The sequence below is a fragment of the Acinetobacter bereziniae LMG 1003 = CIP 70.12 genome, from assembly GCF_000368925.1.
Taxonomy (GTDB): domain Bacteria; phylum Pseudomonadota; class Gammaproteobacteria; order Pseudomonadales; family Moraxellaceae; genus Acinetobacter; species Acinetobacter bereziniae.
The window spans coordinates 130,138-153,875 of the sequence record NZ_KB849754.1 but is presented as its reverse complement, the minus strand read 5'-3'; the positions used below and the strand labels follow the sequence as shown (position 1 = coordinate 153,875).

At 37.5% G+C, this 23,738-nt stretch carries 31 protein-coding genes and 2 pseudogenes; 7 read left to right on the top strand and 26 right to left on the bottom strand.

What is annotated here, in order from left to right; translation table 11 throughout:
- Positions 1–98: 98 nt before the first annotated feature.
- The 7 genes from F938_RS00855 to F938_RS00825 form a co-directional block, all read right to left on the bottom strand.
- Positions 99–641 (bottom strand): hypothetical protein, encoded by a 543-nt coding sequence (locus F938_RS00855; protein WP_005028548.1) that lies wholly within the window; start codon positions 639–641, stop codon positions 99–101.
- A 101-nt stretch (positions 642–742) separates the two neighbouring features.
- On the bottom strand, positions 743–1,351 hold the full coding sequence (locus tag F938_RS00850; RefSeq protein WP_005006032.1) for a hypothetical protein: 609 nt from the start codon (positions 1,349–1,351) through the stop codon (positions 743–745).
- Between the two features lie 31 nt (positions 1,352–1,382).
- Complete coding sequence (locus F938_RS00845; protein ID WP_005028546.1) at positions 1,383–2,216, bottom strand: hypothetical protein; 834 nt, start codon at positions 2,214–2,216, stop codon at positions 1,383–1,385.
- Positions 2,217–2,228: 12 nt separating this feature from the next.
- Entirely contained in the window at positions 2,229–2,870 is a 642-nt protein-coding gene (locus tag F938_RS00840; RefSeq protein WP_005006038.1) for a hypothetical protein, read from the bottom strand.
- A gap of 220 nt (positions 2,871–3,090) precedes the next feature.
- Positions 3,091–3,621: a hypothetical protein gene (locus F938_RS00835; RefSeq protein WP_005028543.1), complete on the bottom strand. Its 531-nt coding sequence runs from the start codon at positions 3,619–3,621 to the stop codon at positions 3,091–3,093.
- Between the two features lie 200 nt (positions 3,622–3,821).
- Positions 3,822–4,310: a hypothetical protein gene (locus tag F938_RS00830; protein WP_005006043.1), complete on the bottom strand. Its 489-nt coding sequence runs from the start codon at positions 4,308–4,310 to the stop codon at positions 3,822–3,824.
- 72 nt (positions 4,311–4,382) lie between these two features.
- Positions 4,383–4,817 carry a DUF6573 family protein gene (locus tag F938_RS00825; protein WP_005006045.1) on the bottom strand — a complete coding sequence of 145 codons (435 nt, stop codon included), beginning with the start codon at positions 4,815–4,817 and terminating at the stop codon, positions 4,383–4,385.
- 152 nt (positions 4,818–4,969) lie between these two features.
- Here F938_RS00825 and F938_RS24915 point away from each other — a divergent pair.
- Positions 4,970–5,146: pseudogene (locus F938_RS24915) on the top strand (cold shock domain-containing protein); the annotation flags it as partial.
- Positions 5,147–5,329: 183 nt separating this feature from the next.
- Positions 5,330–5,467, top strand: a pseudogene (locus F938_RS24910) (excalibur calcium-binding domain-containing protein); the annotation flags it as partial.
- Between the two features lie 69 nt (positions 5,468–5,536).
- Here F938_RS24910 and F938_RS00815 read toward each other — a convergent pair.
- The 9 genes from F938_RS00815 to F938_RS00775 all read right to left on the bottom strand — a co-directional run bounded on the left by F938_RS00815 (position 5,537) and on the right by F938_RS00775 (position 11,600).
- Positions 5,537–5,875, bottom strand: a complete 339-nt coding sequence (locus F938_RS00815) for a hypothetical protein (protein ID WP_005006049.1) — start codon at positions 5,873–5,875, stop codon at positions 5,537–5,539.
- A 157-nt stretch (positions 5,876–6,032) separates the two neighbouring features.
- Positions 6,033–7,130: an adenine nucleotide alpha hydrolase family protein gene (locus tag F938_RS00810; RefSeq protein WP_005028536.1), complete on the bottom strand. Its 1,098-nt coding sequence runs from the start codon at positions 7,128–7,130 to the stop codon at positions 6,033–6,035.
- A gap of 176 nt (positions 7,131–7,306) precedes the next feature.
- The gene (locus F938_RS00805) at positions 7,307–7,783 is read right to left on the bottom strand and encodes a hypothetical protein (RefSeq protein WP_005006052.1); all 477 of its coding nucleotides are present in this window, start codon (positions 7,781–7,783) and stop codon (positions 7,307–7,309) included.
- A gap of 72 nt (positions 7,784–7,855) precedes the next feature.
- Positions 7,856–8,170: a hypothetical protein gene (locus F938_RS00800; protein WP_005006055.1), complete on the bottom strand. Its 315-nt coding sequence runs from the start codon at positions 8,168–8,170 to the stop codon at positions 7,856–7,858.
- 12 nt (positions 8,171–8,182) lie between these two features.
- A complete protein-coding gene (locus F938_RS00795; RefSeq protein WP_005006057.1) occupies positions 8,183–9,025 on the bottom strand; it encodes a hypothetical protein in 843 nt (280 codons plus the stop codon).
- A 250-nt stretch (positions 9,026–9,275) separates the two neighbouring features.
- Positions 9,276–9,806 carry a hypothetical protein gene (locus F938_RS00790; RefSeq protein ID WP_005006061.1) on the bottom strand — a complete coding sequence of 177 codons (531 nt, stop codon included), beginning with the start codon at positions 9,804–9,806 and terminating at the stop codon, positions 9,276–9,278.
- A gap of 43 nt (positions 9,807–9,849) precedes the next feature.
- Positions 9,850–10,413, bottom strand: coding sequence for a hypothetical protein (locus tag F938_RS00785; RefSeq protein WP_005006063.1), 564 nt, complete (start codon positions 10,411–10,413; stop codon positions 9,850–9,852).
- A gap of 146 nt (positions 10,414–10,559) precedes the next feature.
- Entirely contained in the window at positions 10,560–11,318 is a 759-nt protein-coding gene (locus F938_RS00780) for a Fic/DOC family protein (RefSeq protein WP_005028533.1), read from the bottom strand.
- Between the two features lie 69 nt (positions 11,319–11,387).
- Positions 11,388–11,600 (bottom strand): hypothetical protein, encoded by a 213-nt coding sequence (locus tag F938_RS00775; protein ID WP_005006071.1) that lies wholly within the window; start codon positions 11,598–11,600, stop codon positions 11,388–11,390.
- Between the two features lie 197 nt (positions 11,601–11,797).
- Here F938_RS00775 and F938_RS00770 point away from each other — a divergent pair, with 197 nt between their 5' ends.
- Positions 11,798–12,253 carry a hypothetical protein gene (locus tag F938_RS00770; protein ID WP_005028529.1) on the top strand — a complete coding sequence of 152 codons (456 nt, stop codon included), beginning with the start codon at positions 11,798–11,800 and terminating at the stop codon, positions 12,251–12,253.
- Between the two features lie 104 nt (positions 12,254–12,357).
- On the opposite strand, the gene F938_RS00765 is transcribed toward F938_RS00770, so the two are convergent.
- From F938_RS00765 to F938_RS00735, 6 genes are all read right to left on the bottom strand, one after another.
- On the bottom strand, positions 12,358–12,894 hold the full coding sequence (locus tag F938_RS00765; RefSeq protein ID WP_005028527.1) for a hypothetical protein: 537 nt from the start codon (positions 12,892–12,894) through the stop codon (positions 12,358–12,360).
- Between the two features lie 610 nt (positions 12,895–13,504).
- Complete coding sequence (locus tag F938_RS00755) at positions 13,505–13,999, bottom strand: hypothetical protein (RefSeq protein WP_005006076.1); 495 nt, start codon at positions 13,997–13,999, stop codon at positions 13,505–13,507.
- 93 nt (positions 14,000–14,092) lie between these two features.
- Positions 14,093–14,518: a hypothetical protein gene (locus F938_RS00750; protein WP_005006077.1), complete on the bottom strand. Its 426-nt coding sequence runs from the start codon at positions 14,516–14,518 to the stop codon at positions 14,093–14,095.
- A 41-nt stretch (positions 14,519–14,559) separates the two neighbouring features.
- Positions 14,560–15,453 (bottom strand): hypothetical protein, encoded by an 894-nt coding sequence (locus F938_RS00745; protein WP_005006080.1) that lies wholly within the window; start codon positions 15,451–15,453, stop codon positions 14,560–14,562.
- Entirely contained in the window at positions 15,453–15,881 is a 429-nt protein-coding gene (locus tag F938_RS00740) for a hypothetical protein (protein WP_005006083.1), read from the bottom strand. The genes F938_RS00745 and F938_RS00740 overlap by 1 nt, the downstream gene beginning before the upstream one ends.
- 227 nt (positions 15,882–16,108) lie before the next feature.
- Positions 16,109–16,933 (bottom strand): hypothetical protein, encoded by an 825-nt coding sequence (locus F938_RS00735; RefSeq protein ID WP_005028522.1) that lies wholly within the window; start codon positions 16,931–16,933, stop codon positions 16,109–16,111.
- Positions 16,934–17,119: 186 nt separating this feature from the next.
- Here F938_RS00735 and F938_RS00730 point away from each other — a divergent pair, with 186 nt between their 5' ends.
- The gene (locus F938_RS00730; RefSeq protein ID WP_005006087.1) at positions 17,120–17,446 is read left to right on the top strand and encodes an H-NS histone family protein; all 327 of its coding nucleotides are present in this window, start codon (positions 17,120–17,122) and stop codon (positions 17,444–17,446) included.
- A 79-nt stretch (positions 17,447–17,525) separates the two neighbouring features.
- On the opposite strand, the gene F938_RS00725 is transcribed toward F938_RS00730, so the two are convergent.
- The 4 genes from F938_RS00725 to F938_RS00710 all read right to left on the bottom strand — a co-directional run bounded on the left by F938_RS00725 (position 17,526) and on the right by F938_RS00710 (position 20,156).
- On the bottom strand, positions 17,526–17,795 hold the full coding sequence (locus F938_RS00725; protein ID WP_005028520.1) for a hypothetical protein: 270 nt from the start codon (positions 17,793–17,795) through the stop codon (positions 17,526–17,528).
- Positions 17,795–18,139: a hypothetical protein gene (locus tag F938_RS00720; protein ID WP_005028518.1), complete on the bottom strand. Its 345-nt coding sequence runs from the start codon at positions 18,137–18,139 to the stop codon at positions 17,795–17,797. Before F938_RS00720 ends, F938_RS00725 begins: the two co-directional genes overlap by 1 nt.
- 213 nt (positions 18,140–18,352) lie before the next feature.
- The gene (locus F938_RS00715; RefSeq protein ID WP_005006100.1) at positions 18,353–19,435 is read right to left on the bottom strand and encodes an AcrVA2 family anti-CRISPR protein; all 1,083 of its coding nucleotides are present in this window, start codon (positions 19,433–19,435) and stop codon (positions 18,353–18,355) included.
- Between the two features lie 76 nt (positions 19,436–19,511).
- Positions 19,512–20,156, bottom strand: a complete 645-nt coding sequence (locus F938_RS00710; RefSeq protein ID WP_227518627.1) for a hypothetical protein — start codon at positions 20,154–20,156, stop codon at positions 19,512–19,514.
- Positions 20,157–20,524: 368 nt separating this feature from the next.
- Here F938_RS00710 and F938_RS00705 point away from each other — a divergent pair, with 368 nt between their 5' ends.
- The 3 genes from F938_RS00705 to F938_RS00695 are packed head-to-tail and all read left to right on the top strand — an operon-like array spanning position 20,525 to position 23,672.
- On the top strand, positions 20,525–21,640 hold the full coding sequence (locus tag F938_RS00705; RefSeq protein WP_005028515.1) for a SprT-like domain-containing protein: 1,116 nt from the start codon (positions 20,525–20,527) through the stop codon (positions 21,638–21,640).
- The gene (locus tag F938_RS00700; RefSeq protein ID WP_005006108.1) at positions 21,637–22,005 is read left to right on the top strand and encodes a hypothetical protein; all 369 of its coding nucleotides are present in this window, start codon (positions 21,637–21,639) and stop codon (positions 22,003–22,005) included. The genes F938_RS00705 and F938_RS00700 overlap by 4 nt, the downstream gene beginning before the upstream one ends.
- Positions 22,005–23,672 carry an SNF2-related protein gene (locus F938_RS00695; protein WP_005006110.1) on the top strand — a complete coding sequence of 556 codons (1,668 nt, stop codon included), beginning with the start codon at positions 22,005–22,007 and terminating at the stop codon, positions 23,670–23,672. The genes F938_RS00700 and F938_RS00695 overlap by 1 nt, the downstream gene beginning before the upstream one ends.
- Positions 23,673–23,738 lie beyond the last annotated feature (66 nt).

The following is a 23,738-nucleotide window of genomic DNA, read 5'->3' as shown; positions in this document are numbered from 1 at the left end:
CATAAAATACTCCATATATTGATGTTTATAACATCATTTGGGGAGCAAAATATCACTTATAAGTGTTGTTCAAATTTCCTGATCCACCTCTAACCACATCATTTTCTGCAAGCTCTAAGTTCTTCATCTGCAATATATCCTAATGGTCTACCATCGCTATTAATTCCAACATACTTTGAACAAATAGGGCATATATAAGATTTATTTACTAATTCTAACTGAACTTCGCATTCAAGACATTTATATGATGGTAGGTGAATATTATTATGCCAGCCAAACTTAGACTCTATGCTATCTAGTGGTGCGGATATTTTATTTAATGGGCTATTTAAATAAACAGATAATTCTTTTAGAACACCAACATTGTTGCAACTATTAGCCCACCACAATAAAAAGTTATATTTCTGCTTTAAAATAACAATATTTTGAGTCTGGTTTTTCCAATACTGAAAAAGTACATTTATGTGTCTACCTTTAATCTCATTTGATCTAAGCCTGAACGTGTTATATCCGAATGATTTTAATATTGCATCACATTCTTTTATTAAGTAAAAGTTGTAATGCATCAGGTGATCTTCATTTGTATTTTTACTTTTATTCTGTTTTTTATTTAGTTCATTAAGCTGATAACTTAAAGTCATAAGGAATCCTATATTTAGGGTTTATAATTTATATGTTAAAGAAAATAAATAAAAGATGGCAATAATTAATAGTTGCCATCTTTTTGAGTTCTAGTTAATGATTAAATATATTCTTCAACCGTACTGGTCATAAGTTTTTTCATCTTGTAAGGTTTGTAATGAGGAACATAACAAGGCTTGCAAACTGATTCATAGGTTTTGGTATCAGAATGATAATAAAAACGATCCAGTGGTTCATAACCGTTGCAATGATGGCAATAACGCTCAAAACCCAATGAAGTGAAGATCATCTTCTCCATAAATGCTTGTTTTTTATGTTTTGCTTTAAGTGTGGGTGAGTTTTTGACTTCACAAGAACAGATGTAATCTTGGTAATTATCTAACTCTGGTGATTCTTGGTATATACAAACAAACCGACTTAAGACATTCGGATCAAAAATATTCCATTGCTGGTCATGTTCTGAAAATAGGAAATATCCATCTGCACCTGATGGCATTTCTTTACTGTATTTCGAGTAATGGATAACATGTTTTTCCGTTGGCTCAAAGTCATTCAGGAACATTCTCAAGGTATTGATGTTCGGGAATTGGACTTTCATTAACTGTGCTTGAGTCACCAGATTGGATCTTGATTCGTAGTTCACCAGAACCATAATTTTACGGCTTTTGTCGATTCTGCCGATGATGTAATTATAGATATGATCAGACATTGTATTTTCTCCTATTCCATAGAGATCCATGTTAAGAACATGGATCATTCCCAAAAAATGCAATGAGATCGTTGCTCTGGTAGCTAAACTGCAATTCGATGTAGTCCATTTTCAGTGTGCTATCTAAGTACGGTGTAATGTCGAGTTGCACGAATGAATCAATAAATTCACTTTCTGCGCCATACGCATCTATTGAGCCTTTGAACAGCTCCAGTACATTGCATGTTACATAGTCGCCAATTTCTGATTTATGTGTCTTACATGATGGTAGGAGTGCCAAGTCATTCAGGATCACTTGAACATGAGTGCCATCATATGAGCCTTGATATAGGCTGTAATGTTTTTCAGGATTCAAGATACATTCAAGAACTAAATCAAAGTTGTTGCTGTAAGAGTTACGCATAGCGACATATACACTTTCTGCTACTGGCTTTTCGACTTTGGTGAGAGTGATTGAGTCTGAATACTCATGAGCGAACAAAATAGGGTCGTCTTCGTCTTGTTCTTCATCTGGCTCAATGTCCATTAACGCCAAGCGTCTATCTTTGGTTTCTTGGTCGAGAATTTCCCAACCATCGATAGATAAAGTACCGCCGTCAGCAAGTTGAATGAGAACAGGGGTTTCTTTGTCCTGATCTGAATTGTCCAGAATGGTGAAGATCCCTAGTAATCGAACCCATGAAGTGATTAACTGGCAAATGGGTAGGTTTTCATTAATTTCATGGCGATTCTTGCAAGACTCGCTAAACATCGCCAGATTTTCAGGGTGATTAATATCAATATAGACATTGTGCAAAACAGCATCAGCACTGGTGTTGTTTGGTGCTTCGTAGCTCAATTTAATCAATAAGTATTTTTTAGACATGATCAATATTCCTTAGTACAAAACTTCAGTGCCAACAACGCAATCCAAAAACCTGCCTTGCAGATCAAACACAAAAAATTGTTGCAGTTCTTTTTGTGTCGAGTGGATGTTAAAAACAGGCACAATCAAGCTGTCTTTTTCAAATAGGTTATGGTTGTTAATGACGAAATCATGAGCTGAATAGCAATGACCTTGCAGATATACACCGCAACGCATCAGCTTATCTAAATCAAAAGATTGAGAGATGTAGTGAACATCTTCTGGTGCATATTCACTGGCAATATCTCGGCTATATGCAAGATTGACTTGTTTGACCAAGCTTTGTTGAAAAAAGTCGCTGTCATGCACTTCTGAACGTGCGATGTCAGTAACAACTAAAATGGGTTGTGTTTCCCAAAAAATGCTGAGTAATTGATTAAAATCAAGATGTTCAGGGAATTGAACTTTTGAAGTAATCACGCCCCAATCATCAAGGGTTAAAGATAGAAAGTTTCCGTAATGATCACGCGGAATAACCGTTAATACATTAAGGTCTTGATGCAATTCTTCGTTATACGAAAAATCAGCAAGGGAATGACCTGTATTTAATTCAGGATTCACAATAATGTTTAATGTTTTAGAACGGTTTGTAAAAAAATCAAGTACGCTTTTCATATCTTCAACTCCAAGTTTTAAGCAATTGCTTAGGTATGAATTAATTATATCTGTGAAATATCCCTTAAAAACTTTTCTCAAATTACTTATGGAACTGGCAATGAAAAATTTCAATATTTTTTTAATCAATTAAAAAACATCGTATACGTCATTAAATCTAATGGCATAAAAAAAGAGGGTAGACCTTTATTGGATCTCCCTCTATTTGTTTAATGGTTTCTTATGACAGGTTGTTTTTAAAGTACTCAATCAGTCTTAAATAAACAGTGTTCGCCATAAAATGTGAGCTATGCAGCGCATTAAAATCTGCGACATCTTCAAAACATTCAGTCAGTAATGCACTGGCGAAACCTTTATTCCATGTATTGAACTTTTCCAGTTCTGCATCTGACAGCAAATCATATTGAATCATGTCATTAATGGCTTGGTGTTGTAAATTTATCGCCACATCCATGACTTCGCCCTCAATCAATGCATGAGAATCATCAGGACTGAATCTAAATGATTCGTGAGCGTCTGCGATGGCTTGAACCTGTAACGGTGCATTGACTTCAATGCAGTAGGCTTGTGACTTATGTTGGTGAAATAAAACGACATCCAGTTCAATGTTAAAAATAAACTGCGGATCTGCTTTGGTTGCTAAGCCAATCACATTGATGACGCAACTTGGTAAACCGTCATACGCTTGGGTGAAGCTTTGTAGCAAGTGGCGCACATTAGCAGTACCAGTATTAAATTTTTGTAGTTGCATTGTCGTATCTCCAAGTTTTAAGCAATGAGCTTTGATGTATTCATTATATCGGTGCATGTGGCCTGTATAACTTTTTAGTAAAAGTATTTCGGCTGATAGGCTCATGATTTCAAGTTATTTTTAATCAATTAAAAACACCGTTTACGGCCATCATCTTATGAAAGGAATAAGCTATGGGTGCTTATTCCTGGTGGGTGTGATTAGTGCGGTTCTACGTCATACGTGTTTTCATTTTCTTTAAGTCTGGCTTTTTCACGCTTCAGTCTTAAACGCTCTTGATGTTCCCTGTACAGGTTGGTGAGTTGACCGACTGGCAAATGTAGAAACTTTAGATCAATGTTTCTTACCCAGCTATTAACAGCAAACTTTTTGCTTTTTTTAACGTCTGGTATTTCGTAATGATCACCCTTGATTGCGCCTTTTACGGCATTTAACACGAGATCCGCGGTAGCTTCATTCCAGCACTTGAATAATTTAATGCCTTTAAACGCCTTATATTTAGCTGGTACTTTTTCACTGTACTTAAACAGCTCTCCAGTAGATGTCACGGCGATAAACCAGTCACAACGGACAAGCTTCATCGTTTCTATACGTTTTAATTCGTTTTTTTCTCTTTGTTGTTCTATTGCTTGCATATTTGCAAAGCCGAATAGGTCAAGGTTGTCAATTTTCATAGTAGCCATTTGCATTTTTAATACCTCTCAATGAACGTTCGGATCTCAAAAAACCTAGCATTGGTTGGTCAATGCTAGGTGTTGTGTTTATTGGTCTTCAGGCATCATAAAAGTAATGATAGGCTCACCATTCACGCCAGGCCCAACCGTAGCAATATTGGTGATTAAGGTGTCAGAAAAGGTATGCGGTGTATCTTGTAGAGCATATTTAAACTTAACGCTTTGGTCATTAAGTGCAACTGAACCACGAACGCTCATGTTCAACATATCAAAGATGGTATATCCCATTAAATCATTGATTTTTTCAGCATCAGCTTCCGTACCATTCGGAAAAATTGCTTTTGCAGCTGTCAGGTGCTTGTTATACAAGTTGCTTGTAATATAAACAGGGAACTTATAGAACTGTTTGCAATCTTTGGCATGTTCTTCTTTATCGCTAAGGCAAAGAATCACGCCCTCTTCTAAAGCGTCTTGTAAAGAAAAAACAGTGATGACTTCAGCACCAGCGAAAAAATTATTCATAATAGCTACTCCAAGTTTTAAGCAATTGCTTTTGATGTTTTAATTATAATAAATCCATAAACCTTAAAACTTTTTTTTAAAAAAAAGATAGTATTTATTCAGGTTTAATAATTATAATTAATATAGCTTTTAATATATATTTGAGGTTTTAGGTGGTACTAACAGGAACAATTAAAAATTATAATATTGAGCGTGGTTTTGGTTTTATATCCACGAGTAATTTTGGTGATGTATTTTTCCATATTAAGGATTTTCAGAAAGGTGAACAGCCAATACCAGGTCGAGAGGTTTATTTCGAGGTAGTTAAAAAAGAAAATAAAAATAGGGCAATCCATGTTTACTATTCCGACCATGAACAAACGCAAGACAAGCAAAAACCATTGCCAATATATCTATGGATAATTTTTATTAGCATAGCTATTGGGGTGGCATATCTAGGTAGCATTCAATTAAAGAAATATCTATATAAAGATAATCAAACTACAAATGCTATATATCAAAAGCCAGTAGCCTATAAATGCGATGGTCGTAAGCATTGCTCTCAAATGCGATCTAAAGAAGAAGCTGATTGGTTTGTGAAAAACTGCCCAGATACCATGATGGATGGTGACGGCGATGGCGATGCCTGTGAAAATGATTCAAGGTGGTAGTTGTATAGTTTCAGACAATAAAAAATGAGCTATTAATACTTAATTAATAACTCATTCCTTAGGTTGATTTTAGATTTCTGCCAGTGTTTTACCGTCTTGTAATTCATTAATCTGCGCCAGTGTGACAGCTTGAGCGTCATATTCTTCTGTCACATACGATACAATTTCTTCTATTGAGCATTCACCAACTACACCCCAAAGCGTAAAATTGGTATGGGTTTTTTCATTCCAGATCTGCTCAACTTGTTCTAGATCCAGATGTCCAATACTCACCAAAAGGTCATAAGCCAATGCCCAATTTTCGTAACGGCTGACAGATTCATCAATGATAGGATCATCAGACATTAAATAGGTCATCATTGCCTTAGCTTTACAGAACTTTTGCATTGTTTCGTTTAAAGTTGTCATAAACATCATCTCATATTGATTGGTTTAAAATCATTTTATGCTGACAGGTGGTGTCAAAAACTTATTCAAAAACAAAATTATTCCAAACCATTTTTAATCAATTAAAAAACATCGCTTGCGGTTTTCATCCTAAAAAGGTGCCAAATGGCACCCTAATTTACAGCGATCCACAACCCTCCTTGTTGAATGCGCCTGGTGGAACCGTCCAGTTATCCGTGAACACTGGTAGGTAATAACTTTCAATTTTGGACTGTACCAGTGCTTCCATATCCTGAATGTCGAATGGCTCAATGCGATTGCTCAGACTGACGACATCGATCTTTGAGCGACTGATCGTACAGTCAAACTTTTGTTCATAACCAGCGATCAGCTGAGCGCGTTCAGGGTAGTAGGTGCTGATGGTTGACCAGATTTTAGGACTGTTGAAGATACAGGTCATGCATGAGCTACGGCCCCAACCTAAGCGATATGGCACTGGTGGCGTAACCTTGTACTTCTCCAGTAACGCCCATACTTGCTCTTCAGTGAAGTGAAGCACGTTCTTCCACCAGTCAACGCGTCTTGCTTTCTTACCGCTTCTACGGTCGCATGGGTGCGGTTCTAGCTGGTTGTACTTACTGCGGTTTGGTGACTCTTCACGGCGTTCACCAGTGATAAAACAAATGTTCTTGCCGTCAAAACGTTCTTGGTTGTTCAATGCTCTGCGTCCGACATCGATCTTTAACGCTGAAGAACACCAGCGCGTCATGAGGCTGGCTGCTTGTTGTGGGAACTTCAAGCGTGTGCCTGGTTTACTGCGGTTGTTATCGCGTTCAAGCTTAATTAAGCCCTCTGGTGTTTCTACGAAGTGGGGTTTTGAGTAGCTGTTTTCTTTGAGCATTTCGCCAAGGAAACCGCCCTCGAGCCAACTGAAGTACAATGGTGTGTCGAATGCCTGAGCGAATGCTTTGGTATAGTTTTCCATGAACACCCAATCCATGAACGGCTGGTTTTCTTCATCAATTTTGTGGTGCCAAAGCTCAATTTTGCTTTTATCTACTCCAGCATCCAGTAAGCGTAAATACGCTGCAATCGAATCCTTACCGCCACTTAAGCAGACAATAAAAATGTCATAGATACTTAGATCGATGTCTGGTGCTTCATGAAAAACATGCTCAGCCAGTTCTTTGTTTAGATCGGTACCAGACAGCAACTCCAGTTGCCCGGCTATTGTGGGGATGATGACTTGATCATCGTACTTATGCGCTGTATTCATTCGACTTACTCCAGATTTAAGGCTTTGTGCCTTGCTTGCTATGGATTAAGTATAGAGGGGTGTACCAGGGGAAAAACTTTTCTCAAAATTTAAAAATATCGAGATATTTTAATCAAATAAAATCCATCGTAAGCGGTTATAACGCCTAGCAAAACGGCATTGCGCCGTTTCGGTGGTTACTTATATTTTTGGATGATGCGTTCAATAAATCGAATCATTGTGTCCTTATCAATTTTGGCCTGGTCGTAATTGTCATAGCTAAACATCACCAAAGCATCTTCCTGAGTGATGCCAAAAAACTCACGTACTGCTTTCCACTGGTAAACGACTGGTACAGTGACAACAGGCGCATCTTTTAGCTCTTCATTGCTGAGTATTTTTTCATACATGAAGATTGGCCCAACAGAACCATGAAAATTGAAACCTAGATTTTGGAAATACTCGACAGACGTAGCCCAACCAATCAGGCATCCTACAATATTTTTATCTAACAATTCTTCAGTGGTGAAACCTGAAAAGAAATCGGTGTGTTGTTCTGTATGGCTTGCGTCATAATCACGCCAAATGTCGAAATCAAAGCTTTCATCAGGAATGACCTCGATCACTAGCTCAATCAGCTTTTCTAAACGCTCAACGGTCGTTGCTTTGTTCATATCTGCTCCAAGTTTTAGGCGGTGTGCCAAAAGGGGTAGCGGTACATACTGGCGCACGTACCGCTGTTGGACTTACAAATCCAGTTGAATTAAGAACAGTGGTAAAGGTGCATCACTGTCTTGTGTAATGAGCATAGGCAAGAAGAAACTAAATCCCTCAAAAAACACGCCCATGTCGTAATCATCTTGAAAATAAAAGGGCTGTGAAGTGATACTGACATTCTCAATAGCACTAATTAGTGCCTCGATGTTGGTATGTTTTGCTGTATCGATCACATACACACGAAAACCGGCTTCTGTGGTGTTCGGTATCTGTTGTACTTGCTGTGGCAAGTAAAAGCCAAGTTCGTTGATGGCACTGACGAATTGCGGATTTTCAATTTTCATGGGTAGGTTTCCTTATTGAACTACTTTTGCGTTATTTAAATTTTGCAATGCGATATGCGTTAAACGTTGATTAATGATTTCGTCATACGGCGAAATGAAATCCTCTTGCCAGTTATGCATGAGATATTCGATCGGGTATGTTTCCAGATATTCTTCTAATGCTTCATTCGGCTTAGGAACGAAAGCTAATGGCTCTTTAATGTTGTAATTGCTGGCGATGTATTCCAGTGGATCACAATCACCTGGTACGTTGACCGTAGCAATAAACTCAAGATAAGCACCATCGGGGAAAAACTTATTGAAGCAATCAACCACAACAGATATTTCACGGACTTCATCATCATTTAAAGTGAACTCACGGACTTCTTTATCCAGTGCAACAATTGAGCTAGATAACAAATGGTCAAGGTCTTGTGGACGGATGTTTACACGATCAATAACATGGTTGATATGATCAATAATCTCGTCTTTGATTGGGTCTTCAAAAGCGTAGTTGCTCTCAAAAATAATATGATCGACATCTTCATAATTGAGTCCAAAAAACTCACGTACTGCTTCAGAACCGCGATAAACAACATTTGTTTTGAGTTCTTCATAAGTGAATGGCTCACCAGTATTCGCACGGAATGGCGCATAAAGGGGAACGCCGTCAAACAACATGAAGTTAAGTCTTCTAAAAGTAGCATCAGCTGTCGCCCAACCCATGACGCAACAATCAGCATCACTAAGTAAAAGCTGAGCAAAAGTCACATTTTCGGTTTTTGAATCCGTGCGCCATTTGTCCAGATCAAAACGTTCATGTGGTACTTGCTTAATAATATTTTTTAAATGATTTAGCTTATCTAGTTGATGCATTAGAGGACTCCAAGTTTTAAGCAATTGCTTTCGATAGAGTCATTTTATTTAAAAAATACTAATGAATAACTTTATTGGAATTAATTAACCGACCTAAAACACGTAAAGGATATTTAAAATATTTTAATCAATTAAAATCATCGTATACGTTTTAAGCCATGCTTAGACAGCGTATATACCGGTCTATTTTTCTAATGCAAAAAAAAGAGTACTTAAGTTCGGACTTAAATACTCTTAATGAGTTGGGGCATTATTCCCGATTGGCTAAGTTGAAAAATAGTGAATACATTGCATTCTTAAATAACCAAAAGGTGAGGGGATTATCCGCTTCATCTTTAGACTGGTGGCGAATGATATTCCAGTTGAAATACTTTTCTGAATAGCCCATGTGAGTGACATAAGCAAAATTACGAACGTCATTTTCTGAAACGTATTGGAATGCTTGTTTAAGCTCATTTTGGGTGTTTTGTTCGCCGTCATGGTCAAAAGCATCAGCTTCTAAGATAAGTTCGCGCATGCCGACCATAGCAAGGTATATGACTGCTTCAAAGTCATAGTTCATCATGCGTAGGAAGTGTTTTTTCAAAAAGGCTTCGTCAATGTGTTCAACTTCTTTGTAATTTTTAAGTGCGCTTAGACCATGCACACCAAAGATATATTTAAGTACACGAAATTGAGCGCATAACGGCAAGTTTTCACCCTCCACATGTGAGCAAAGGGCGGTGTAGCGGTTCATGTCGATGACTGAGCTTAGAGATTGTTTTAAAGCGCCTAATAGCATTGTTATATCCTTTTTCGGGTTTTGTTTATTGTATGGTGTACGGTTAAGCAAGAAATGTGTTAACTAAATGAGTTGTGTCATGGTGTTGAGATAACTTTTCGGCATCCATGTCGTTATGTTCTTCATAGATAGTTTTTAAGGTTTTGATGGTTTCATGCATCAAGGTTTCATGATGCTCAGTATTGAATTTGAACTTGTGGCACTCTTTAGCAAGGGATACACGAACTTTGAATTTTTCTAAAAATTCGATGGTTTTATTGGTGGTGTCGCTTTCACATCCAAAGTAACAAACATTATCAATATGCAATGTGGTTGTTTTCAGCATTAATGGATTTTTATCAAACACAAAATAAGCAAAAATGCAGTTTTCACGACTGTTGTAAGTAATGTAAGACTTCTCAACATTAATTGCGTCCACTGATTTAAACCAAACAACGCCATCGTCATAGGTTTCAGCATGGCTTGAGAAAAGCATATAAATTAAGGTGTCGATAATTTCTGCGGTGCTGTTGCCGATAATTAAATGATTCAGACTTGAATCACTTCCGTTTGTAAATTGGTATTGAGCGACCACTTTATTTGCAAATTGATGTGCTGCGTTATTCATTATTCATCTCCAAGTTTCGGACAATATTTTCCTAAGGTTTTATTTTAATCTGAGTCACTTCATTATAAATTTTTCTCAAAAAAAAAAGATTCTTTTTTCAAGAATCTTTTAATCAATTAAAAGCTATCGTATACAGATTAATCTAATTATCCGTAACTCGGTGAATCATCATCATTTGATTTATCCTGGTCATTTTCCTGTTCTTGCTCTTGTTCTTCCGTATTTTCAAGCTTCAGGACTAGATCGTATGGTTCAATGATATTGTCCATGACTTTTAAAAGGTAAGAGAGGTCTTGTTCCATCGGTTCTAGGTTTTCATAGTTTTCACCGACATAAAGCTCTTGATCTGTCAGTGAACGTTTAAACGCATAGTTCCAATCTGATACGGCGACCTTGCTATATACCATGGTGTAACCAGCATCATTCGCCAGCTGGTTCATCATCAGTTTAGCAGCGCGACCGTTACCCTCTTCAAAAGGGTGAGCTTCATTTAACTTGGCATAAAGCTGAGTGAACTCTTTCACAAACTGGTCTTTGTCCAAACCTTTCAGGTGGTCTTTTTCTTTAACCGCCTGTGAGAAATTATTCAGTTCATCAGGGATCAGGTTTTTATCTAGGAAATGACCGATTTCATAATTACCGTTCGGGTCGATCGCACGTTTAGAAATGTCGTCCAGACGCACTTCTCCAGCCCAATCGTAAATATGCTCAAAGATTTTTTCATGGATTTTAGAGAGGTGGTCGAGATCGTAATTGCCACGTAACGGCGAAATTTCCATTTTCGCTATTCGATGTTCCGTGATTTCTTTTTCCAGTGCCTTTTTATAGTCGCCTTGCGCTTGGCAACTGGTAGGTTGAGATAAGATGTCTTTCGCATCTAAATAAAACTCAAGTTTATCGTCCATATTGTTCTACTTATGAGTGATTGGGTTTGGTAATCCGCTGTAAGCTAGATTAGGTTGTATTCGCGATGATTAGGCTTTGTTTTTAAGTGCATTCCATTTCTTCATCAATGCAGCTTCTTCCTCGTCAAATGTTGTTTGACCAGTTGCTAAGCGCTCCATACGTGCGTTTGATGATGCTTCACATGCTTTAACAATGTGAGGGGAGAACTCTTGAGCTACATTGCCTTGAGCAGAACGGTATGCAGCACGTACACGGTCTTCGTATTTTACTTCTTCAGACATATCGGTTTCCTGTATCAACAATCTGTAAATTACAATAATTGTAACCCCAAACAAGGGGGCGATTCTTGCTAAATTGCGTATAAACAATCTTATTGGTATATACCGATTAACAAAATCAAATAAGATTAAAATTCCAAAAAAATCAAATATCGTATATTAAGTATATAATTTAAGTATATACAGGAAAGTCGTTAAACATGAACGTATTCAAAACACTAAAACTATTTGCAGTTGCAATAATCTCAGTGTCTATGTCGTGCGCTGTTTTAGCTAATAGTTCTTTAAATAACCTGAATACAAACAGCTTAAAATCTGCTGTTGCGCTTTCTCCTACTGCTGAAAACAAACGTAAAGTTGAGCGTTTACTTAACACTAAAACACCGTACCAGATTGAAACTGGTGCGGTACTTAAAAAAGTGAAGTATTCAAAACACTTTAATATGAACGTTCAGATGTCTAGCAAAACTGCAGATAAATACTCTTCTGATGAAACTGACTCTTTAAACCGCTTTGTGAATGAAAAGATTCATCCGTTTTATTGCTCTGTATTCGCCAATGCTCCAGTTAAACCAGATCTGTATGTAGACATCGTGGACAATCAGGGTAAATCATTCTTTGGAAGTGCTGAGCGTTATTCAGATACTTGCCAATAGTTTTAAGGGCTAAATATTACATAGATCTGTTAACGCCGTTTTAGGCAAAAACAAATAGACCGCTTAATTGCGGTCTATTTGTTTTTATACTGACACCTAAAACCTTATGGAAAGGTCTTAGGTAGCACCGCTGTATAGCCTACGATCTTGCGTATTTTGATCTGCATATCAAGATGCAACGGCTGTACTGTCAAACGATTGAAGTAAGACTTAATCTCGCGCATCCACGCATGGAAACGATCATCGCAATGACGCATAAGCTTCTTAAGGTGATTGCGGTCAGCTTCTTGTAAGAAACTGAGTTCGCTGTCGATTGACCAAAGATCAATATCCTGATCATCTATACATAACAAGTACTGCGTATCAACGACCAATGAAGATACCAACTTGCCTTGGTCTTGCTTGTAGATCAGCTCAAAATTAACTTGTGCATCTAAAGCGCCGTTGATGTTTTCGATTTGAATGTCACGGCGTAAACGTACTGGTAGCTCCAGCAGTACAGTATTCTTATTTGACTGGTAATAATCAGCACGGACTTGGCTATCCCATGCAATATTTTCTAACATAAAATTTTGAAAAGAGGTGAGAGAATCTTCTTGTAGACCGACAACTTTTGTTTTAGATAAGATTTCAAAGTTCATATAATTTCTCCAAATGGTGAGCATTGAGCTCATACATTCATTATATTTCACTGTACATTTTTAAAACTTTTTTCAAAAAATATAGATTGTTTTAATGCTGTCCACTTTTACATTACATAGACAAGGGCAAAAAATCTAATTAAACTGACCTTGAATAAGAAATGCGTTCAAGTGTTTTGTGTTTTTTTATTCACCTTTCAATTTTAAAGAGCCAGGCGTTTTGCGTCTGGTTCTTTGCTTTCTGGTATATACCAAGCACATTTTGGTAATGTGCATTGACCAATCTCAATCATAAAGTTTCAGTTTTAAACCTTATTTATCGCTACGATTAAGCCAGTTGCTAGATGGGCTTTAAGATATGAATGCATCAAGTACAATAGCTTTAATGGCTGTATCTATTGGTTTTCCAGTGGTATTAAACTTTGACTTTGCTTTTACTTATTTAATTGGTTTTACCTTATTCGCCTGCACGATCGGTTTAATGTTTATGATTGTGTTTTTTGTTTATAACAGTGCTGTGACGGAAAAGATTAGCGCAATAATTAAAAGGATGTTCTTTTTTTCTGGTTATTGCGCTTGTGTATTAGGTGCGGTTTTCCTTACAAGATGTCTAGTTTAGTACGTTAATGTTTAATGCATATTTGCTAAATAAGTAATACCCAAACATACAGATCGCTAATGTAATTACCGTCACTTTACGCGTTGAGTTCACAACTTCAGCACTGTCTTTCTTGCTATTAAAAATACCAACTTTGATCAACTTAAACACTGAGTCTAAAAGGGTGATTGCAAACCACGTTCCTAAAAAGTAAATTGCCATGGTCAAATATTCCTGTTTGTGCAACACATACTTATATAAATAGACCTGTGTAGTGACCACAATTAATGAAAATGAAGCGCCATAGTGCAAGGTTTTGACGGCATTGCGATGTTGTTTTTCATTGTTGATGTTAATCGCTGCGTTGATAAAACAAAAAATTGCCAATTGTCCAATGATGACGACAATCCCCATTGCAAATAATTGGATGTTAAGACCATAAGCCTTTTTCACTAAAATTACGGCGCTTGCAAACGCAAGGAACATTAAATATATGAGATATGGCATGATTTTCTTGGTATGAAGCGATGATATTGGATGATTCTAGGCTAAGGTTCAAAAAAAAAGAAGTATGCTTGTCGCAACATACTTCCGATCTGATCAGGCTTCTACGTTCTGATTGATATAGTTTTTGTAGGCTAACTTCACTTCACTTAAAAGGGCTTCTTTCAAAACACCTTTGTCTTTTATCGTTGGATTGTGCAAACCAAGTGACGCACGGCGCTGTTGAGTGGTGTTTTTATTGGCATCTGTTACCCAAACTGAGTCGATATAATCATCAACTAAAGCATGCAATTCGTTTGGTTTTACTGCATTGTCTAAATTGGAAAGTATAGCCTTATTGTTTACGATCGCTAAACTTTCATCATATTCTCGATAGCTTGTACGTAAAGTATTCTTAAAATGAAGCAATTGATCTTCAATTTTTAATTTACCGCCATCAAGCTCGATGTCGATTACAAATGTCGTGATTTTAGATGATAGACCTAAAACACCAACTGATTTAACGCGAACAATAGTATCCATAACAACTCCAAGGTTTTGAGCAATGAGCTCAGGTAAAACGGTTAAACTTTTGTGAGATCTGCTTCAATATCTATCAGCAATTCTTTTACTGCTTTCATGTGTGGCAATAAAGTATAGGTGTTCATTTCGCTATTAAATGCACCAGCTTCAAGTTGTACACCAGCAATAAACGGCTCATTGATTAAGTTGTTGCCAATGAGATGACTTAAGCAAGCCTGTACCAGTTCGTTATTTTCTTCAGACTTAACCAGTAGGGGATACAAAACTACGAGTATTGGTAAATCACAAAACTCCATGTTGTTTGCATCAAGTAGCTGTTTAAGTGCATCCTTAATATCTTCGTTGAGAACCAACAGTTCTAAACCTTTTTTCATGTCTTTATAGGCGTTATCAATGGTCACTTCGGAAAAGTAAAACCAATCGCGCTGGTCATCGAGCATGAAGCTATCTAATGCAGCGATTTTCTGTAAGATCTGCAATTGTTCAGGGTTGAACGTGCGAATCGCTGTTCCATTGATTTTATGCTGTAACAACAGCTTTAACGCCGTTTGCGCTTGATCGTTTAACTGCTGTACTTCTTGATTGAAGAAGTTGCATAACTGATTCGACAGATCTACAAAGATAGAATTGTCATAGCAATCAGGTACCACGTTTTGAGTGGATAGCAACATAAAGCCATTTTCTGACAGCTCAGGATTCATATAGATACAAAGATTATGATCTTCGGTCAGCTCTGCAAAACCTTTTAAAGTGGTATATGCAATTTCATGATCAGGCAATTCAATACCAGCATGGATATTAATGTGGAAGCTTGGGCTTTGGTCGCCGTGGTCTTGATCTGCAGTACTGATCATAGATAACAGGGTTTCCAAAAGCGCCATATTCTTACGAATAGGCGCCATAGCTTCATTAATTAAGATAAAGCTACTATTCATTAAAGTGCCTCCAAGAATAGTGAACCCACAATATCAGTATTGAGTGGGTTAATTTCAATGAATTCGACCAGCTCCAGCGCTTTATCAAGTGTGAGTTCCTTAACGCGGAAATCAAAAAGCGTATCCTCGCCAACGCCATCAATCACACCATATGAAGACATCAACTCTTCCAATTCAGGGATATTTTGATAATTTTCTTCAGCCAAGTTTTCCAAGGTCAAAAGGGCATTATCTACATGTGATTTGAACATGTGGGCAAGGAAGAAAGCCAAACGGTTCTCATGAGGTGCACGAATGAAGAAATACTCACTATGCTCGTCATCGTTAGAATCCTGGCGTGACGCTTTAACCAAAAACAAAGGTAAATTGTCAGTACCGCCGTGAACTTCGTTAAAATCGATCGGGCAAAAATTAGGGTTTAAATTCATGAGCTTTCTCCAAATTTTAAGCTATTTGCTTGATTAGGTTTCATTATATTAAGAATATGAACGGATAAAGTTTTTTAAAAAAATACTTATTTAAGCATCAAGAAAGAATTAATAATGACGAGCGCCATTGCAGCGCTAAAAATAAAAAACCTTTTTTAATCAATTAAAAAAACATCGTTTACGTTTTTAAGCGCAACTTTAAGAGATTTCTCTCTTAAAGGCTTGGTTTATTCAAAAGTGTTGGTGTATAAGTCGGTTTTAATGAGGTTTAATACATACTGGCATTCAGTCAGTAGATTTGCATATTCATCATCAAAGCATTGTTCTTCTTCAAGCATGATTTCTATATTTAAAGGTTCAACCACTGTGTAAGGCTCTTTAACGCCAGTTTCTTTATAATTTGAAATAATGACCTGAATTGCTCCAGATGCAAAGTCACCCTCAAGCGTGTGGCTATAGTAGAAACGGTTTCTAATATCGCTGTGATTACTGTCGATTAGTTCTAAAGCTGTACCAAACTTGTAGGTAGTCAGTAATTCTATAACGTCTTGGGCGAACACTGTGTTTAATGAGTCGTCAGTTTTTAAATTGAACGCAATGTCATTAAACCTTTTTAAGATTTCTTGCTCTTTAGACTCGTTAAAGTCTTTGAAATATTCGTCAAACTTATGCTCACCATGACTCGACAAAAGTTTATGGTGGTAGTTGTATTCGTCTACCACGGTCAACAGGTCAAGTTTTTGCAATAACTCAAACTCGTCTTTTGTAATTTCTTTAAAACCCAAAACGTAAAAAGAATCACCGCTGATTTCCCAAGAGTCATAGCGAGTTTTAAAATCATGTTCTTCTAATAAGGTTTTAATGTCTTCAAGTTCTTCACTCTCATAGCTTGAATACTTAAACAGGGTGTAATTAACAAATGCCATCAAAGCTGGCACTTCTGAAATTTTCTTAGAGACATATAAGCCGATATTAAAATCACAAATACGGATACCAATTGGTAGTGCTGATGTTTCGTTAATCGCAAGATTCATCATGAGATACTTGTACATATTAATTTACCTAACAGGTTGAATGTATTTTTAGTTTAATGGATTTAAAGTGGGAATAATTTTTGCTTAAAAATTAGAATAGCCATGGAATAAGTTGAATATTTTAATCAATTAAATTCACCGTATGCGGTTGTAAACAAAACGCACTGATGTATATTTGATATAACCAACTTTTCGAGTTTAGTTATGGAAATTGAAAACCTAAGTAAAGACCAGTTAGAATGCCTAATTAAAAAGGCACAAAACCAAATTGTTGTAGTAGAGAATACGAACCTTGATGATGGTTATCTCAAAATGTTTGAGATCGCAAAAGAATTAGGCTTAACTATTCTTGAATTAAATGAGCACGGCGAAAATCGTAAATTAAATAAAAAGCCAGTGGTTAAAGCAGATCCTAAATATCGCAACCCGAATAACCACAAAGAAGTGTGGGCCGGTCGTGGTAAACGTCCATCCTGGTTAAATCGTGAGATTGAATCTGGTAAAACATTAGAAAGTTTTCTTATCGTATAAATATGAAAAGGGCTTAATTGATTTAAGCCCTTTTTTTAAATGCCATTGTCAGTGTTGTTTAGAGCAGCTGCGCGACTACTTAACAGAGTTCAGCTTTGATGTGTTCTAAGACATCATCTTCAACACCCTCATTTGAAAATGCTTCAATGAATTCATTCAGGTTTTCATTGCTTAATGGCAAACTACCGTATTGATCTACTGCAATCTTTTGTGAGTTATGCACCAGATATTCAATACTGCAGTCAACAGAACAAAAGGTTTCTTGAATTACATCATTCACCTGATGGCCAGACTTTTTATCGTTAGTATCAATATCACTATTACAGTGATGGCAAGTAAATAATCCCATTACGCAACTCCTTTCTCAATTAAGCTAATTACACCGTGTTCTAATTGGGCATCAAACCAGTGCCAGATAATAAAGCGGTCTGTACCCTTGCCCCATAGATGAAAGTCTTCTTCGATTTCATCATCATTGTTTATCGGGGTGTTGCCAAACTCTTCCCATAAGGTTTTATGGGTTTTGCCTTGCAAGCTTAATACGCCATTTTCAGAATTTGCTTCAAACCAATCTAGGATCTGATAGCGATATGCACCTTTATTCCAGATATCGAATTCGCATGGTAGGGAATTAGATTCATCAAATTGGATCTGCTGTAATTCACTCCATAACTGGTCTATTGATTTAGCCATGTTTTATAACTCCTTGCTTAATAATTCAATTTTAATAAATAAAAGTACTCAAAAACTTTTCTTAAAAAATATATAAAATCCGCTAATAATTTCTTTTGGAAAAAATTATCGAGTGAGCTTATTAAGAGGTTTAAGCATGAATCTAGATAAAAACGAAAAAGAAATTCTTGTTTGACCAACCCAAAAAAAAGAGCCTTAGGGCTCTTTCTATTTTTAGGTGGCTTTTTCTTTAGGCACACCGCCAACAATCTGAAATGGTATCCAATGGTTAACCCATTTTTCTTTGGTACCACGTTTGCCCAACCAGTAAAAGTTCCAGTGAGGAATCCGTGGATGTGGTTTTTTGGTACCTTTGTAGTTGCCAGACTTTAGATCTTCATCGCGCTTTAGGATCGCTTCATTGATCTTTTTATTTGTTTCGGTACCAACAATAGTCGGCTTGTACTTATTAGCCTCAAATAAACGCAATTCACGCTTAATCAGCTCTAATTTAGGCTTGGCTTGTGTTGTTTCTGGTGTTAATGGTCTGAGATCTGGTTCTTTTTGGCTGAACCATAGAATCAAATTGATTAGCTTCTTCTGCAGTTCCATGAACGTGTTAATTTCTTGTTCATCTGGCAAGTTCTTTTCATCAAAAAACGTATCAATGAAATCGGTCATGCAGTCCTCAACAGTTGATTCAAAATCATCATCATCAGGGAAGTGCATGGTAATGGTTTTTGCTAAGCCAGTATCGGTATATACCGTGGTAAATAGCACCTTGCGATCGTTTAACGTGTTTTTCGCAAAAATAACACCGACCACTTGTTCATTTTGCACATAGAGGTTGGCGTTATCTGTTTGAACGTAGATCGCAATATCAGGTAGGTTTAATAGGAATCCGGGGATACTGCGGTTATATTCGGTCTTCACAAGCATTTGAATGACTTGATCTTCAAACCGATAAATATTTTTGGTTAGGCTCCATGAGCCAAGGGTAATGATTTCACCAATGTTGCAAGGTAGCTGATTGATAAATGAGAGTGGGATTTCTTGGCCAGTGGCTTGAACACCCATAATGGTACTGGTGCGTTTCATTCGTTCACGCCAGATAGGATCTCGACAATCTAGTGCAGCATATGTCCATTCATCACCACTGATTAGGCATTCGTGCGGATCTTTACTGTTTTGTCGTGCGATCGCATAAGCTTCTACACGTTTCATTAAGCCATTGAGGTTAAACTTCACATGCTCTAATCGCGCTGTGATGACTTTAAGCGGTATTCCTATCTTTGGATCTAAATCTTTATTTCTCATGTTGAGTAACCAGGATCTACATCAGATCAATATCTGAAAAAATTCGTTTAAAAAAGGACTTTAAAAGTCCTTTCGATTAGGCGTGAGCACTATTATTACAAGGCGGTGTAAACAAAGTGCCATCTAAGCGGATCATTCCAAAGCCGTAGGTTTTATCACGACCAATACCATTGAGCCATGCTGTTTTAAATAGCACTAAATCCCCAACAGTCGCACTAAATGAAATATCTCTGGTCTGGACTGGAATATTCAAAATGCTGAGCTGTGGTCCACATTGTTGCTCAATTATAGTGACATCCAATAGACCTTTGCTACTAAGAGCGTTTTTGGTGAATTCGGCTGCTTCATCTGCAGTTAGATTTTTACGCTTCTTACCTGAATTGCCTTTGGGTTTTTCGCCGTGGACCGAAATGTATTCTTCAATTTCTTGACGGTTAAAGCTACACTCTCGGTTAAGAGGAACCATGATTTTTCCAGTGATTTGCTGACCGTGCGAAATTTCAATGTATTCTTTGGCCATTGGGATTTTGACGTCCGATACGCACGTTCTTAAATAGATGTGCTTGCCATCAGTAAAAAATATGACTTTTGCGGAACAGAATGTCTCGACCTTATTTCGTTTAAACATTTCTCTAAAAATGTACTTGAACAAGTTCTTTTCATTTTCAGGGTGTGTAAGGGCAAAACAATTGGCTGTTAGTTTTATGTTATTCAGACTCATTTCGATATCCAGTTTTCTATAAACAGCATTATTAAGAACCATTACTTTAAATAAAGCCCTATTGACAATAAGGGTATTATTCAGCATTTATAAACGCTAAAAGTAACTTCTATGTGCATTAAACAAAAGTGGCTTATAATATACTTAAAACCCTCAAAAAGCGTAATACTCGTATTATGAAAATCAACCACAATTCATTAAACCCACACTTTCATGATACTTATTTTTGTGTTGGAAACTTTTTTTTTAAAAAATATATGCTTTGCTGATTATTTTAAACTATTGACTGTATTTTAAGCTGTGCGTAAACTTTAAGCGTTGTTTTGTACAATCCACACCTAGTTTGATCCTGTTTGGACGACTGAAAAATGAACATAAAGAATAGAACTACGTTGCAGTTTTATGAAGAACTGCAGTTGGTGTATGACCGTTTCAATGAAAGGCTATTCAAAAATGAATTACCAGATTGTTTGATTACGCTTCAACGTATCAACAAAAATACCGGTTATTGGTCTGAGAATAGATTTGCTTCGACAGAAGATGATACGGCGTATACGCACGAACTGGCCCTTAACCCTGATTACTTTGGCACCCAACCATTGCTTAACATTTTTAAATGCTATGCACATGAGATGTGTCATATGAAACAAAGCATTTGTGGTGAGCCATCTAAACGCTCATATCACAATGCTGAGTTTGCGACATTTATGCTTGAGATCGGTTTGATTATGACTGATGACGGCACAAAAGAAGGTCGCACGACAGGCGAGAAGATGACCGAAATCGTTGTACCTGATGGCTTGTTTATTCAAGTGTGCAATGAGCTTGTCGATGAAGGGCGTATCATCAAATGGTATGACAAGTACGCACCCAAAACGATTTCCAGTCTTGAAATGATTCAAGAGCAAGTGCAGTTGTTGGAGTCCATTCCGACTGCTTCTCCAAAGCTATTTCATATTGCCTTACTTGGCAATGAAATCAATTCAGCTTTGAAATCACCTAAAAAAGAGAAGCCAGTTGAGGAACCGACTCCCACTACAATGAATCCCTTTGATGTAGCGATCGGACTAATCGACATATCAAATACCGCTGCAAACCTTGGCGGTTATTATCCAACGGCTTTTGATGAAGATCCGCTAGATGATGACGACCAACCAATACCAGAACCTAAGGTTGTTAAACTTTATAAGGGTGAACAACCAAACGGCGATGATAACGAGTTTTTTGTACTCAAAGAAACTATGATCGGTGAAACACTCTATCAAGAGCTTGGTTCAGCCAATTTTGAAGAGCCTGAGCCTAAGAAACAGACTAGGGCATCTTTTGCGTGTCCTGAGTGTGGCCGTGGTGCAACGTGTAGTCCTACTTTTAGATTGTCGTGTACTGAATGTGAAGTTGAACTGGTACCGTCAAAATCCATTGATAAAAGCCAGGTGAAGAAAAACAAAAAGGCTGCTAAAGCTGACCAAGGGGATGCAGAATGAAAACGATTGAAGAGCTTGGAATTCTGTTTTCTTCACACAAATACCGTTTTTATAACGAAAAAGACTTACAACTCGCGATTGAGCAAATGTTTATTGCCAATGAGATTCCGTATGAACGTGAGGTTCGTCTATCAAATAAAGACATCATTGATTTTACTGTTGAGCTTGATGTCGGCAAGGTGGGTGTTGAATTAAAAATAGATGGTGCACGTAACGCATTATTGCGTCAGATCAATCGTTATTTAAGCCATGACAGCATAAAAGCGCTCTATGTGGTTGGTACACCGTATTGGGTGAATAACATTCCAATCCAACTGAACAATAAATTTATTTACCGCCATCGTATTTTAGTGGGGGTCTTCTAATGTATAAATCTTACGGCACCATTTCTCGTCAAGAAAAAAACTGGCACATTGAATGTGAACCACATGTTAAAACACGACTTAAGCGTGTATTCCCAAAAGTCAGCCAACATGCATCAAAATTTATTGAGTTAAGCGATACGCCGTCTAATTGTCACGACCTACTTTGGTTTATTGAACGTTATCCAATGCGTGTTGATGATCTTAAATACATGAAAGCGCAATCTAAGGCTTATGTGTCGCTAAAAGAAGATATTTTGGATGTGATGGACTATAAACGTCCGATCAAAACATTTGATCTTGCTGTGCCTCCATATGAGTATCAAAGAGCAGCTGCAGATCTACTACTTAATGTTAAAGGTTTGCTCTTGGGGGATGATTTGGGCCTTGGCAAAACAGCGAGTGGAATATGTCCGATGATTCTACCTGAATCGCTCCCGGCGCTTTTTGTGACAATGACACATCTTCCAATGCAAATTAAGAATGAAATTGAACGCTTTGCTCCGCACCTAAAATGTCACATCCTAAAGAAAGCATCGCCTTATCCATTGCACAAAGAGGGTGAAGCAGCACCCGATGTCATTATCACCAGTTATTCAAAGTTGAACGGTTGGGCTGAATATCTTGCCGGAAAGATTAAGTACGTAGTGTTTGACGAGATCCAAGAGTTACGGACTGGCTATACATCGCAAAAGTATTCCGCTGCTAAACTCATTAGTGACCAAGCTGAATTACGCCTCGGTCTATCAGCTACACCGATTTATAACTACGGTGATGAATTCTACAACATCATTGAAATATTGCGTCCAGATAGCTTAGGTACCGCTACTGAATTCGCTCGTGAGTGGTGTTCACAAGAAAAACGTATTAATGATCCTAAAGCGTTTGGGATGTTTTTACGTGATGAAGGTCTAATGTTGCGCCGTACTCGAGCAGATGTAAATCGAGAGTTACCGCCAGTACAAATCATCCCTCAATATGTCGAAAGCGATCCTAAAGTACTGGATCAAATTAAGGGCAAGGCAATGGAACTGGCAAAAGTAATTTTAAGCTCTACTCAGGAATTCCAAGGGCAAAAGCTTCGTGCGACAGAAGAATTCAATATTATGATGCGCCAAGCAACAGGTATCGCCAAAGCGCCGTATGTCGCTGAGTTCGTGCGTATGCTTGTTGAGTCTGGTGAATCAGTCATGCTTTATGGTTGGCATCGAGATGTGTACAACATTTGGCTAGAACGCTTGGCTGAATTCAATCCTGTTATGTATACAGGCACGGAAGGACCTGCAGCTAAGGAACGTTCTAAACAAGCATTCTTGAATGATGAAAGCAAAGTCTTCATTAGTTCATTACGTTCATCTGCCGGGCTTGATGGCTTGCAGTACCACTCAAAATGCAAAACATTTGTGTTTGGTGAGTTGGATTGGTCGCCTGGTGTTCATGATCAATGTATTGGTCGCTTAGACCGTGACGGTCAAATCAAACAGATCTCGGCATATTACTTGTTGGCTGATTCGGGTTCAGATCCAATTATTTCTGATGTCTTAGGCATCAAAAAAGGCCAGTTGGAAGGAGTTAAAAACCCGAATGGCGAATTATTTGAACATTTAATTACGGACGGTGGCGGTATCAAGCGCTTAGCCGAACACATACTGAATAAGAAAGTTGCTTAAGAGAAACCTTATGACTGAACTTTACCTAGCTTGTTTTAGAGATAATGTCGGCTCAAATATTGGGTG

Bases quoted from the DNA above. Each gene is read 5' to 3' on its own strand.
- F938_RS00855 (WP_005028548.1), bottom strand. From the start codon at position 641: ATGACTTTAAGTTATCAGCTTAATGAACTAAATAAAAAACAGAATAAA.
- F938_RS00850 (WP_005006032.1), bottom strand. From the start codon at position 1,351: ATGTCTGATCATATCTATAATTACATCATCGGCAGAATCGACAAAAGC.
- F938_RS00845 (WP_005028546.1), bottom strand. From the start codon at position 2,216: ATGTCTAAAAAATACTTATTGATTAAATTGAGCTACGAAGCACCAAAC.
- F938_RS00840 (WP_005006038.1), bottom strand. From the start codon at position 2,870: ATGAAAAGCGTACTTGATTTTTTTACAAACCGTTCTAAAACATTAAAC.
- F938_RS00835 (WP_005028543.1), bottom strand. From the start codon at position 3,621: ATGCAACTACAAAAATTTAATACTGGTACTGCTAATGTGCGCCACTTG.
- F938_RS00830 (WP_005006043.1), bottom strand. From the start codon at position 4,310: ATGCAAATGGCTACTATGAAAATTGACAACCTTGACCTATTCGGCTTT.
- F938_RS00825 (WP_005006045.1), bottom strand. From the start codon at position 4,817: ATGAATAATTTTTTCGCTGGTGCTGAAGTCATCACTGTTTTTTCTTTA.
- F938_RS00815 (WP_005006049.1), bottom strand. From the start codon at position 5,875: ATGACAACTTTAAACGAAACAATGCAAAAGTTCTGTAAAGCTAAGGCA.
- F938_RS00810 (WP_005028536.1), bottom strand. From the start codon at position 7,130: ATGAATACAGCGCATAAGTACGATGATCAAGTCATCATCCCCACAATA.
- F938_RS00805 (WP_005006052.1), bottom strand. From the start codon at position 7,783: ATGAACAAAGCAACGACCGTTGAGCGTTTAGAAAAGCTGATTGAGCTA.
- F938_RS00800 (WP_005006055.1), bottom strand. From the start codon at position 8,170: ATGAAAATTGAAAATCCGCAATTCGTCAGTGCCATCAACGAACTTGGC.
- F938_RS00795 (WP_005006057.1), bottom strand. From the start codon at position 9,025: ATGCATCAACTAGATAAGCTAAATCATTTAAAAAATATTATTAAGCAA.
- F938_RS00790 (WP_005006061.1), bottom strand. From the start codon at position 9,806: ATGCTATTAGGCGCTTTAAAACAATCTCTAAGCTCAGTCATCGACATG.
- F938_RS00785 (WP_005006063.1), bottom strand. From the start codon at position 10,413: ATGAATAACGCAGCACATCAATTTGCAAATAAAGTGGTCGCTCAATAC.
- F938_RS00780 (WP_005028533.1), bottom strand. From the start codon at position 11,318: ATGGACGATAAACTTGAGTTTTATTTAGATGCGAAAGACATCTTATCT.
- F938_RS00775 (WP_005006071.1), bottom strand. From the start codon at position 11,600: ATGTCTGAAGAAGTAAAATACGAAGACCGTGTACGTGCTGCATACCGT.
- F938_RS00770 (WP_005028529.1), top strand. From the start codon at position 11,798: ATGAACGTATTCAAAACACTAAAACTATTTGCAGTTGCAATAATCTCA.
- F938_RS00765 (WP_005028527.1), bottom strand. From the start codon at position 12,894: ATGAACTTTGAAATCTTATCTAAAACAAAAGTTGTCGGTCTACAAGAA.
- F938_RS00755 (WP_005006076.1), bottom strand. From the start codon at position 13,999: ATGCCATATCTCATATATTTAATGTTCCTTGCGTTTGCAAGCGCCGTA.
- F938_RS00750 (WP_005006077.1), bottom strand. From the start codon at position 14,518: ATGGATACTATTGTTCGCGTTAAATCAGTTGGTGTTTTAGGTCTATCA.
- F938_RS00745 (WP_005006080.1), bottom strand. From the start codon at position 15,453: ATGAATAGTAGCTTTATCTTAATTAATGAAGCTATGGCGCCTATTCGT.
- F938_RS00740 (WP_005006083.1), bottom strand. From the start codon at position 15,881: ATGAATTTAAACCCTAATTTTTGCCCGATCGATTTTAACGAAGTTCAC.
- F938_RS00735 (WP_005028522.1), bottom strand. From the start codon at position 16,933: ATGTACAAGTATCTCATGATGAATCTTGCGATTAACGAAACATCAGCA.
- F938_RS00730 (WP_005006087.1), top strand. From the start codon at position 17,120: ATGGAAATTGAAAACCTAAGTAAAGACCAGTTAGAATGCCTAATTAAA.
- F938_RS00725 (WP_005028520.1), bottom strand. From the start codon at position 17,795: ATGGGATTATTTACTTGCCATCACTGTAATAGTGATATTGATACTAAC.
- F938_RS00720 (WP_005028518.1), bottom strand. From the start codon at position 18,139: ATGGCTAAATCAATAGACCAGTTATGGAGTGAATTACAGCAGATCCAA.
- F938_RS00715 (WP_005006100.1), bottom strand. From the start codon at position 19,435: ATGAGAAATAAAGATTTAGATCCAAAGATAGGAATACCGCTTAAAGTC.
- F938_RS00710 (WP_227518627.1), bottom strand. From the start codon at position 20,156: ATGAGTCTGAATAACATAAAACTAACAGCCAATTGTTTTGCCCTTACA.
- F938_RS00705 (WP_005028515.1), top strand. From the start codon at position 20,525: ATGAACATAAAGAATAGAACTACGTTGCAGTTTTATGAAGAACTGCAG.
- F938_RS00700 (WP_005006108.1), top strand. From the start codon at position 21,637: ATGAAAACGATTGAAGAGCTTGGAATTCTGTTTTCTTCACACAAATAC.
- F938_RS00695 (WP_005006110.1), top strand. From the start codon at position 22,005: ATGTATAAATCTTACGGCACCATTTCTCGTCAAGAAAAAAACTGGCAC.